Origin of the sequence: Pseudomonas sp. SIMBA_068 (assembly GCF_046534705.1) — a bacterium.
In the GTDB taxonomy this organism is placed as follows: domain Bacteria; phylum Pseudomonadota; class Gammaproteobacteria; order Pseudomonadales; family Pseudomonadaceae; genus Aquipseudomonas; species Aquipseudomonas putida.
The window spans coordinates 1-337 of the sequence record NZ_JAWRYI010000186.1; the positions used below are offsets into that span (position 1 = coordinate 1).

Below are 337 nucleotides of genomic sequence, written 5' to 3' on the forward strand. Positions count from 1 at the left end.
GTAAACGGCTCTGGGTTATGGTTTGACTCATTGTTTATCTCCTCGTTTTCGCTTATTTCGCCAACACCGCTGCTGCCGCTTTCGCGACCTGCGCATCCTGTGCTCCGGTTAAACCAGAAACGCCCACGGCACCAATAATTTGCCCATCCACAACAACCGGTACGCCGCCTTCCAGCGACGTTAATAACGGCGCAGTCACGAACGCGGTACGTCCGTTGTTCACCATCTCTTCATAGCCCTTAGTTTCACGACGCCCCAGCGCGGCGGTACGCGCTTTCTCCTGGGAGATATAAGCCGCAATCGGCGCGCAATCGTCCATGCGACTTAACGCCAGCAG

Annotated in this window: 1 protein-coding gene; it reads right to left on the reverse strand. The window is 55.8% G+C overall.

Going from position 1 to position 337, the window contains the following annotated elements:
• Positions 1-52: 52 nt before the first annotated feature.
• A partial coding sequence (locus tag SB756_RS28755; RefSeq protein WP_410912917.1) for a heme-binding protein occupies positions 53-337 on the reverse strand: 285 nt, incomplete at its 5' end.